At 70.9% G+C, this 8,790-nt stretch carries 12 protein-coding genes and 1 riboswitch; of the genes, 8 read left to right on the forward strand and 4 right to left on the reverse strand.

The genetic code is table 11. The annotated features are described in order from the left end of the window. Nucleotides 1-116: 116 nt before the first annotated feature. A complete protein-coding gene (locus ABZW60_RS37515; RefSeq protein WP_355485188.1) occupies nucleotides 117-758 on the reverse strand; it encodes a LysE family translocator in 642 nt (213 codons plus the stop codon). Between the two features lie 867 nt (nucleotides 759-1,625). Continuing rightward, nucleotides 1,626-1,692, forward strand: a riboswitch (cobalamin riboswitch). A gap of 57 nt (nucleotides 1,693-1,749) precedes the next feature. Between ABZW60_RS37515 and ABZW60_RS37520 the strand changes: the two genes are divergently transcribed. The 8 genes from ABZW60_RS37520 to ABZW60_RS37555 all read left to right on the forward strand — a co-directional run bounded on the left by ABZW60_RS37520 (nucleotide 1,750) and on the right by ABZW60_RS37555 (nucleotide 6,907). Continuing rightward, entirely contained in the window at nucleotides 1,750-1,947 is a 198-nt protein-coding gene (locus ABZW60_RS37520; RefSeq protein ID WP_355485190.1) for a CbtB domain-containing protein, read from the forward strand. A 5-nt stretch (nucleotides 1,948-1,952) separates the two neighbouring features. Further along, nucleotides 1,953-2,693: a CbtA family protein gene (locus tag ABZW60_RS37525; RefSeq protein ID WP_355485192.1), complete on the forward strand. Its 741-nt coding sequence runs from the start codon at nucleotides 1,953-1,955 to the stop codon at nucleotides 2,691-2,693. Further along, nucleotides 2,690-3,244, forward strand: coding sequence for a histidine phosphatase family protein (locus tag ABZW60_RS37530; RefSeq protein ID WP_355485194.1), 555 nt, complete (start codon nucleotides 2,690-2,692; stop codon nucleotides 3,242-3,244). Before ABZW60_RS37525 ends, ABZW60_RS37530 begins: the two co-directional genes overlap by 4 nt. Nucleotides 3,245-3,301: 57 nt before the next feature. Next, nucleotides 3,302-4,405, forward strand: coding sequence for an alpha/beta hydrolase (locus ABZW60_RS37535; protein WP_355485196.1), 1,104 nt, complete (start codon nucleotides 3,302-3,304; stop codon nucleotides 4,403-4,405). After that, nucleotides 4,402-4,773, forward strand: a complete 372-nt coding sequence (locus tag ABZW60_RS37540; RefSeq protein WP_355485198.1) for a hypothetical protein — start codon at nucleotides 4,402-4,404, stop codon at nucleotides 4,771-4,773. The genes ABZW60_RS37535 and ABZW60_RS37540 overlap by 4 nt, the downstream gene beginning before the upstream one ends. Nucleotides 4,774-4,829: 56 nt before the next feature. Beyond that, nucleotides 4,830-5,219, forward strand: a complete 390-nt coding sequence (locus ABZW60_RS37545) for a hypothetical protein (protein ID WP_355485200.1) — start codon at nucleotides 4,830-4,832, stop codon at nucleotides 5,217-5,219. Nucleotides 5,220-5,288: 69 nt separating this feature from the next. Then, the gene (locus tag ABZW60_RS37550; protein ID WP_355485202.1) at nucleotides 5,289-6,530 is read left to right on the forward strand and encodes an alpha/beta hydrolase; all 1,242 of its coding nucleotides are present in this window, start codon (nucleotides 5,289-5,291) and stop codon (nucleotides 6,528-6,530) included. Next, nucleotides 6,527-6,907 carry a hypothetical protein gene (locus ABZW60_RS37555; protein ID WP_355485203.1) on the forward strand — a complete coding sequence of 127 codons (381 nt, stop codon included), beginning with the start codon at nucleotides 6,527-6,529 and terminating at the stop codon, nucleotides 6,905-6,907. Before ABZW60_RS37550 ends, ABZW60_RS37555 begins: the two co-directional genes overlap by 4 nt. A 4-nt stretch (nucleotides 6,908-6,911) precedes the next feature. Here ABZW60_RS37555 and ABZW60_RS37560 read toward each other — a convergent pair whose 3' ends face one another. Genes ABZW60_RS37560 through ABZW60_RS37570 form a run of 3 tightly spaced genes read right to left on the reverse strand, consistent with a single transcriptional unit; the run spans nucleotide 6,912 to nucleotide 8,780 of the window. Further along, the gene (locus ABZW60_RS37560; protein WP_355485205.1) at nucleotides 6,912-7,289 is read right to left on the reverse strand and encodes a VOC family protein; all 378 of its coding nucleotides are present in this window, start codon (nucleotides 7,287-7,289) and stop codon (nucleotides 6,912-6,914) included. Continuing rightward, a complete protein-coding gene (locus ABZW60_RS37565) occupies nucleotides 7,286-7,897 on the reverse strand; it encodes a class I SAM-dependent methyltransferase (protein ID WP_355485207.1) in 612 nt (203 codons plus the stop codon). The genes ABZW60_RS37560 and ABZW60_RS37565 overlap by 4 nt, the downstream gene beginning before the upstream one ends. 34 nt (nucleotides 7,898-7,931) lie before the next feature. Further along, nucleotides 7,932-8,780, reverse strand: coding sequence for a fumarylacetoacetate hydrolase family protein (locus ABZW60_RS37570; protein ID WP_355485209.1), 849 nt, complete (start codon nucleotides 8,778-8,780; stop codon nucleotides 7,932-7,934). Nucleotides 8,781-8,790 lie beyond the last annotated feature (10 nt).

Raw genomic sequence — 8,790 nt, forward strand, 5'->3', positions numbered from 1 at the left:
GCGAAGCCACCCGGTGGCGGGGTTTGCTGCACCGCCGCCGACTCGCCAGCGGCACGACAACCCGCCGGAACACAGGGCGGTCCGACGAAGGCCCACACAGGTGACAGGAGAGTCGATTATTCCTTCGAGCCGGTGACCGCGATGCTGGCGCCGAGGCCGATGATCATCAGGCCGCCGGTGCCGCCGACGAGCTCGAGCCGGCGCGGCGACCGCGCGAACCACTCCCGCGCCGTACCGGCCACGACCGCCCACACGCTGTCCGAACCGAGCGCGATCAGGATGAAGATCAGCCCGAGGATCAGGATCTGCGCCCACGCCGGAGCGCTCGCCCCCTTGTCCACGAACTGCGGCAACGCGGCCGCGAAGAACACCGCGGTCTTCGCGTTCGTGACCCCGACCAGGAACCCCTGCCGCACGGTCTTCCGGCTGCTGCCCGGCTTCCCCGCCCCCGCCAGCGCTTCGGCGAGCGACTTCCGCGAGCGGAAGGCGTGCACGCCGAGATAGATCAGGTACGCCGCCCCGGCCAGCTTCACCACCGTCAACGCGACCGCGCTGGCTGCGATCAACGTGCCCAGCCCGAGCGCGATCAGCACGAGCATCACCGCAGCGCCGAGCGTGTTCCCGACCATTGTCAACACGGCCTCGCGCCGCCCGACCGCCAGCGCGCGCCCGACGATGAACAAGACACTCGGTCCTGGGATGACGATGATCACGAAGGAGGTGATCGCAAAGGCGAGCAGATGGTGAGCGGATGGCATGGTGTTCAGGGTAAGTCAGCCCACGCGCGCTCCGCAGCCGCTTACTTCGTCGCTGCGCTCCTCACCGCGGCCGCTCCGCGCTCCCACCCGCCCCCCGCTTAGCGCGGTGCATCTGTTTCCGGCCGGCGCCGGGGTGCTCCGGCTAACGCCGGGAGTTCCGGCTGACGCCGGGTGCTTCGGCTAACGCCGGGATGTTGCTGGCTGGCGCCGGCGGGGTTGCGAGCTGGCGCTCGCCGGTGAGTGCTTGGCCGGTGTGCATCATCAAGTGGATTGCGTCGTCGAGGTGTGAGGGATCGCCTGCGCCGGCGAGCGTCGTGACACGCGGCCGAGGCCGTGGGCGTCTCAGTCGCCGGCGATGCAGATGCCGGTCGGCACGGGCCGCGCGCATGCGGGCCAACCACGATCGCGTGTGCAGCGGCCACCTCCCACGTGGTACGGCCCGTCTGTCGCCCGCGAGCGCCAGCTCGCAACACCGGCGTCAGCCGGAAGCACCCGGCGTCAGCCGGACCACCCCGGCGTCGCCGGCACACCCGGCGGTAGCCGGAATCTCCCTGGCGCCAGCCGGAACTCCCGGCGTCAGCCGGAACTCCCCGGCGCCAGCCGGAACTCCCGCGTCAGCCGGAAGCAGATACACCGCGCCAAGCGGGGGGCGGGAGGGAGCGCGCGAAGCAACCGCGCTGAGGAGCGCAGCGACGAAGTAAGCGGCTGCGGAGCACGCGTGGGTCAGCTGCTAGGCACGCGTGGGGTCGGCTGGTAGGTGCGCGCGTCGGCAGGTGCTCGTGGGATAGGTCACCGGCGCGCCGTGGTGCGTTGACCGGGGTCTGGTGGGGACCTTACGGTTCGAGGGTCAACCTGCGGTGCCATGAGGGAAGCCGGTGAGAGTCCGGCGCGGCCGCGCCACCGTGATCGAGTTTCGGCTCGTAAGTCAGGACGCTCGGGTATTCGCAGCCTTTCTAAGGGGACGCGCACTTCCCCAGGAGGTTCAGTTCAGATGGCAGCTCCTGCCCGCTCGGTCGCCGTACCGGCTCTTACGCCCAAGCTTCTCGCTGTCGCGATGCTCAGTGTCGGTCTGATGCTGATGCTCGCTTATCTGGTCGGGTTCGACCAGGGTGCGGTGTCCCGGTCCGGGATGTTCCTGCACGAGTTGATGCACGACGGTCGCCATCTGCTCGGCGTGCCCTGCCACTAGATCAGATGCGCACCTTCGGACAGCTCCTGGTGCGCGGACTGATCGTCGGACTCTTCGCCGGCCTGCTGGCCGGAACCGTCGCCTTTGTCTTGGGCGAGTCGCGTGTCGACGCGGCGATCGCGATCGAGGAGTCCAACGCTCACGCGCACACTCATGCCCCTGAAGAAGACCACCACGACGAGGAACCGCTGGTCAGCCGGGAAGGCCAGAAGGCCGGCCTGTTCCTCGCCACCAGCCTGTACGGCGTTGCGCTCGGCGGCCTGTTCGCCGTCGCGTACACGGTGCTGCGCCGCAAGCTCCGCACCGGGAACGACGCGTACGCCGCGCTCGGTCTCGCCGCGGCGGGGTTCGTCGGCATCGTGCTGGTCCCGTTCCTGAAGTACCCACCGAACCCGCCGGCGGTCGGCGACCCGGACACGATCACCCGCCGGACGGTCACCTACCTGCTGACGCTGGTGATCGGCCTGCTGGCGGTCTGGGCCGGTGTCGCGCTGTCCCGCTGGGCGGCCCGGTACGGCGAGGTCGCCCGGCTCGCCGGCGGTGTCGCGGGACTGGTCGTCACGGTCGTGGCGGCGTACCTGATTCTGCCGCGGATCAACGAGGTTCCGGAGACGTTCCCCGCTACGCTGCTGTGGCAGTTCCGGTTCGCCTCGCTCGGTACGCAGGCGACGCTGTGGCTCCTGCTCGGATTCGGGTACGCCGTGGCGGTCGATCACCGGCCTGCCCGACAGAAGGTGACAGTTTGACGGGGCTGACCTTGATCGCGCACGCGTTGACGCCTGCGCTGCGTGGGCTCGTGCTCGGCGGTGACGCCGAGCCGGATCCGGCGAGTCTCGAGGCGGCGCGCGAGCTGAAGCTCACCGCCGACGCGGCGTACGCCGGGCCGGAGCAGGCTTCGGTACGTACGGCCGCGGCGCTCGGGCTCGACCCGGTGGTGGAGCCGGCGCTGCGGGACCGCGAGTACGGCGACTGGACCGGGCGCGGGCTGGAGGAACTGCTCGCGTCCGATCCGACCGGCGTCGCGGCGTGGCTGGACCGGCCGCACACCGCGACTCCCGGTGGCGAGACCGAGAACGACGTGCTCGCCCGGGTCGCCGACTGGCTGGGCGACGTCGCGGCGCGGGATCACGGCGCGGCGGTCGCGGTCGTGCACCCGGCGATCGTCCGCGCGATCGTCCTGTACGTCGTGGACGCCCCGGCGGAGTCGCTGCGCCATGTCGACGTCCGCCCGCTCGCGGCGGTCAGCCTCTCGCACCACTCCGGCAACTGGTCACTTTCGCTGGCCCGCTGGAGCTGACAAACTGCGGTTGGCCCGGTTACACGCCCAGGTGACCGGCTGTCACGGGGAGTCACGATGGCTGAGTCGGACCAGCTTGCCGAGCGGTTCCGTGCGAACCATGCCTTGCTCGTCGCGGCGCGCGACCGCCTGCAGTCCGCGGTCGACGACGGGACCGCGAGTGACGCGGACACGAAGCGGCTGGCGACGATCGAGGAGCTGCTCACTCCCGTCAAGGTGTCCGAGCAGGATGCCGACGGCAACGTCGTCGAGGTGGAGCGGCCGCGGCAGTTCTACTCGGTGGACCCCGACGGCCAGGGGCGCGCGGTCGAGGTGCTCGGCGATCTCCGGCAGGCGGAGAACGTCGCGGTGCTGGTCCCCGGCATGGGGAACAGCCTCGACACGTTCCGCGGCCAGTCGGACCGCGGTGGCTTGATCAAGCAGGAAGCCGGCCCGGGTACGGCGGTCGTGGTGTGGCTCGACTACGACTCGCCGCACGGCCTGGTGGAGGCCGCGAGCAAGGACGCGGCGATCGAGGGCGGCCCCCGGCTGGCGGGATTCCTGAACGAGCTCGACGAGCTGAAGGCGGACGACACCGACGTCACGCTGGTCGCGCACTCGTACGGCACCGACGTGGCCGCGCAGGCGGTGATGGCGGGCGCCCGGCCGAAACGGCTGGTGATGACGGGATCGCCGGGCATCGCGAAGTACGTCGACGAGGCGGCGGATTTCGTGCAGCCGCCGACCCGGTTGTACACCGAGCGCGCGCCGGGCGACTACGTGTCGTACTCCGAATGGCACGGGCCCGATCCGGCGACGTTCCCGGACGGGATCCGGATGGCGACCGCCGATCCGCGCGGCGACGACCCGGTGTCGGTGCACTGGCACAACGAGTATTACCGGCCGAACAGCGAGGCCCTGCGCAACATCGGCCGCGTGGTCCGGGGCGCCCTCCAGCAGATCACCACGACGAACACCAGCCGGGCGACCGAGACGAAACTCTTCCTCGGTACGTCGTGGGGCGGTGCGCTGAACGGTGTCGCGAGCGCGGCCTCGAGGGTGTACGACGGAATCGTGGCGCTCACCAAGCCGTCCAAACAGTCGGCCGGCACCGCCGCCGGGCAGCCCGCGGCGAACCGGACGAACGGCGCGGCACGAGGCCCGGGAGGGCGGCAGCGATGACGAACGACCGGGAGTTCCTGCGCAGCGAGTTGCTCGCGGTGGCGGAAGCCGTCGTACCGGATCAGCGTCCGGTCGTCACGCACGACCCGGGGCCGGTGAACCCCGGCGTCCTGTTCGACGGCCGCGGCACGGCCACGGTCTGCCGCGTCACCGTCGAGACCGGCAACCCGAAAGCGCCTGACCCGTCCGCGGCGGTCGACGCGGCGGCCGCAGCCCTCCGTGCGCGAGGCTGGACCGCGGACGTCGTACCTCCGGAGGACGGCCACTTCCGTGTCGCCGCCACCCGTGACGGCTTCGACGTCGCGGTCCATGCGTGGGCGACGGACTGGCGGATAACGTTCACCGGGGAGACACCGGTCGTTTCTTGACGGCCGAAACGCGGCGTGTCCTCGCGAGCCTTGGCCGCACGGTGTATCACGGAAGCGTGACCCTGACCGAAGCCCGCAACTTCCTCCGCTCGGAACTCCTCGCGGTGGCGGCGACCGTCGTCCCTGACCAGAAGCCGACGGTGACACAGGACGTCGGCCCCGTCGACCAAGGCGCGCTGTCCGACGAGAGCGGCCCCGAGTCGGTCTGCACGATCACCGTCGAGACCGGCGACCCGACCACCGCCGCGCCCGACCCCGAGGCCCAGATCGGTTTCGCCGCCGAAACCCTGGAGTCCCGCGGCTGGAAGGTGACCGTGTCCGAGCCGAGTGAAGGCCGCCACGAGCTCACCGCCCGCCGCCAGGGCTACGACCTCACCGCCACCGCCCGGACGACCGACTGGCGCCTGACCTTCACCGGCCAGACCCCGTACGTCGACGAGCTGTAGCAGGACGGCCACCCTCCTCACTTACGATGCACCGGCAAGCGTTTGTCGCCGTGTCTCGTGAGGTGAGGGATGTCCGAGGACCTCGATGCGCTGATCGTCCGGGTGCGGGATCTGCCGCACGACCGGGCGGTCGCGGAGGTGGACGCGTTCTTCCGGGCGCTGCCCGCCGAAGCGGCGACCGCCCTGGCGGAGAGCCGGCCGGAGCAGGTCGGGCCGTTGGAGGGCGCGCCGATCGAGCTGCGGTACCGCTCCAATCACCTGATCCTGCGCGCGGCACAGCAGCGGCTGCACGCGCTGGTCGAGAACCGGCAGGCGACCCTCGCGCAGCGCCGGCGGCTGGTGACACTCAACGAGATGCTGAAGCCGGCCCGGACGCGCCTGGACGTCGACGACGACGGCAACCGTGTCGAGGTGGAGGTTCCCCGGCAGTTCCTGCTCGTCGACCCCGAGGGTCAGGGCCGGATGATCGAGGTCCAGGGCGATCTGCGGACCGCCAAGAACATCGCCGTCCTGGTGCCGGGGATGAACAACGACCTCGAGCGGGTGCGATCGCAGTCGGTGCGGGCGAAGGAGATCGGTGAGGAGGCCGGCCCGGGGACGGCGACGGTCGTCTGGCTCGGGTACCACGCGCCGCTCGGGCTGACCCAGGGCAGATCCACCGAGAGCGCCCGGGCAGCGGCGCCGTTGCTGTGCCGCTTCCAGGAGGGGCTCGCGATGGTGCGATCAGCGGCTGCGAAGGTCACGCTGATCGGCAACAGTTACGGCGCGCAGGTCGTCAGCCGGGCCATGCTGCAGGGGGCCCGCGCCCACCGGTACCTGCTGACCGGCAGTCCCGGTGTCGACCCGGCCGTCACCTCGGCAGCTCAGCTGACCCCGCCCGGTACCGAACTCTTCGCGGTGGCGCGGTCGCGCGGCGACTACGTGTCGTACGCCGAGCAGCACGGCCCCGATCCGGCGTCGTTCGCCGATGTCGTCCGGATCAAGACCGACAACGAGCAGGTGCAGATCACCGGCCACATGGCCTACTTCGCCAAGAACAGCGAGTCGATGAAGAACGTCGGCCGGATCGTCCGCGGCGAGCTGGACGCGGTGACCCTGGCGGCCCGGACCACGCCCGCCGAGGAGACCCGGATGCTGGGAATGTCCTGGGCCGGGCCGTTGCGTACGCTCGGCCAGTCCTCCGTGGCAGTGCCGATCTCCAAGGCGTTCGACGGACTCGCGACGCTGCGAACGGTCGCGTCGACACCGTCGAGGAAGACTGTCCTCGAAGGGACCCAGCGTTCGCGGCAGCAGGAAGGACCTGAACGATGACGTTGACCGAGGCCCGCGACTTCCTTCGCGCCGAGCTCCTCACCGCCGCCGCGGCCGCCGTGCCGGGCTTCGAGGGCATCGTCGCCCACGACGCCGGCCCGGTGAACCCGGGCGTGATGTCCGACGGCAGCGGACCGGACACGGTCTGCTCGATCACGGTCGAGAACGGCAACCCGGCCGTGGTCGACCCCGCCGGACAGGTCGCCGCGGCCGCCGCCGCCCTGACCGCCCGCGGCTGGCAGACCGCCTCCGAGCCGGTGGAGAACGGTCACCATCGGGCCACCGCGCAGTTCAACGGCTTCCAGGTCACCGTGCACGGCTGGGACGACGACTGGCGCCTCACCCTGTCCGGCGAGACGCCGTCGATCCCGGAGTAGACCGTCAGCTGGTCGCCGCGCGTTCGGCGGCGCTGCGGAGGACGCAGAACTCGTTGCCTTCGGGGTCCTGCATGACGACCCAGCCGGTGCCGTCGGGTTCACGGCGGTCGTGAGCGATGGTGGCGCCGAGGGTGAGCAGCCACTCGACTTCCTCGTCACGGGTGGTGTCGGGCTCGAGGTCCAGGTGGGCCCGGTTCTTGACCGACTTCTCGTCGTTGTTCTGCTCGAACAGGACCGTCAGACCGTCGGTGGGCACGGCGGCGTACGGGTCGCCGGGATGGTCGTCCTCGGGGCGCTCGGCACGCAGGACCTGCAGCCAGAAACCGGCCAGCTCGTACGGATCGTGGGCATCGAACGTCACCGTTCGCACGCGAGAAGTCATGCCCCAGAGGCTACTTTCCGGAAGAGCAACCGGTCCTCCGGAAGCTCCGACGGGTACGGCGTGAGCCCGGCGGCGACGGCCCGCTCGGTCAGGGCCGGGGCGGTCCACCGGTGGACGTGGATGTTCATCGGATGCCCGCCGTACCCGGAGGTCTTGTGGGTGGACTCGGTGCCGACGTGGAACCCGATCAGCAGCACGCCGCCGGGCGCGAGGACCCGGTGGAACTCGGCGAACGCCTGTGGGACGACGTCACGCGGCAGGTGGATGATCGACCACCAGGACACGATGCCGGAGACCGAGCCGTCCGGGAGGTCGAGCGCGGTCATCGAACCGACCCGGAAGTCGAGGTCCGGGTGGTCGCGGCGGGCGACCCCGATCATCCCGGGGGACAGGTCGATCCCGACGACCCGCAGATCGCGCCCGGCCAGCAGCCCGGTCGTCCGCCCCGGCCCGCAGCCGACATCCAGCACCAGGCCCCCAGCCGGAACGAGCCCGGCGAGCAGGTCGAAGGCCGTTTCCTCGCCGTCGGCGCCGTCCGCCACGAGCTCGGCGTACGAAACCGCGACGTTGTCGTAAGAGGTGCTGATATCAGCCAGATAATCGGTCACCCGGCCGACCCTAGGGACGGCCGGGGACAGTTTTTCAGGCCTTGCCGAGGGACTGCTTCTGCCGGCCGAGGCCCTCGATCTCCATCTCCATCTCGTCGCCCGGCGACAGGTACGGGAACCGGCCGGACAGCGCCACGCCCTCCGGCGTACCGGTGTTCACGATGTCGCCGGGGCTGAGCACCATGTACTGCGACAGGTCGCGGATCAGCGCGGCGACCGAGAAGATCATGTCCGACGTGTTGGAGTCCTGCCGCGGCTCGCCGTTCACCCAGGAGCGCAGGTTCAGGTTGGTCGGGTCGACCTCGTCGGCCGGCACCAGCGCCGGGCCGAGCGGGTTGAACGTCTCGCAGCACTTGCCCTTCGACCACTGGCCGCCGGACACCTCGATCTGGAACGCGCGCTCGGACACGTCGTTCGACACGGTGTAGCCGGCGATGCAGGCAAGCGCGTCCTCGTCGGTCTCGACGTACCGCGCCTGCTTGCCGATCACCACCGCGAGCTCGACCTCCCAGTCGGTCTTCGCGGAGCCGCGCGGCACCAGCACCTCGTCGTACGGGCCGACGACGGTGTTCGGGTGCTTGAAGAACACGATCGGCTGCTTCGGCGGCTCGGCGCCGGACTCGGCGGCGTGCGCCGCGTAGTTCTGGCCGATGCACACCACGGCGCCCGGCCGGGCGACCGGCGCGCCGACCCGCAGGCCCTCGGTCTCGGCGACCGGCAGCTCGCCGGCCTCGAGCGCGGCACGGGTCCGGGCGACGCCGTCGGCGGCCAGGAACGCACCGTCGATGTCGGCGGTCAGCGGGGTCAGGTCGTGAACGGTGCCGTCGGCGGCGCGCACGTACGGGCGCTCCTCACCGACCGCGCCGAGGCGGAGCAGTTCCACAGGTGTCTCC

It is taken from the genome of Kribbella sp. NPDC003557 (assembly GCF_040610805.1).
In the GTDB taxonomy this organism is placed as follows: domain Bacteria; phylum Actinomycetota; class Actinomycetes; order Propionibacteriales; family Kribbellaceae; genus Kribbella.

What these genes read in the sequence shown, in the direction of transcription:
- ABZW60_RS37515 (WP_355485188.1), bottom strand. Translation starts at nt 758, where the DNA reads ATGCCATCCGCTCACCATCTGCTCGCCTTTGCGATCACCTCCTTCGTG.
- ABZW60_RS37520 (WP_355485190.1), top strand. Translation starts at nt 1,750, where the DNA reads ATGGCAGCTCCTGCCCGCTCGGTCGCCGTACCGGCTCTTACGCCCAAG.
- ABZW60_RS37525 (WP_355485192.1), top strand. Translation starts at nt 1,953, where the DNA reads ATGCGCACCTTCGGACAGCTCCTGGTGCGCGGACTGATCGTCGGACTC.
- ABZW60_RS37535 (WP_355485196.1), top strand. Translation starts at nt 3,302, where the DNA reads ATGGCTGAGTCGGACCAGCTTGCCGAGCGGTTCCGTGCGAACCATGCC.
- ABZW60_RS37540 (WP_355485198.1), top strand. Translation starts at nt 4,402, where the DNA reads ATGACGAACGACCGGGAGTTCCTGCGCAGCGAGTTGCTCGCGGTGGCG.
- ABZW60_RS37550 (WP_355485202.1), top strand. Translation starts at nt 5,289, where the DNA reads ATGTCCGAGGACCTCGATGCGCTGATCGTCCGGGTGCGGGATCTGCCG.
- ABZW60_RS37555 (WP_355485203.1), top strand. Translation starts at nt 6,527, where the DNA reads ATGACGTTGACCGAGGCCCGCGACTTCCTTCGCGCCGAGCTCCTCACC.
- ABZW60_RS37560 (WP_355485205.1), bottom strand. Translation starts at nt 7,289, where the DNA reads ATGACTTCTCGCGTGCGAACGGTGACGTTCGATGCCCACGATCCGTAC.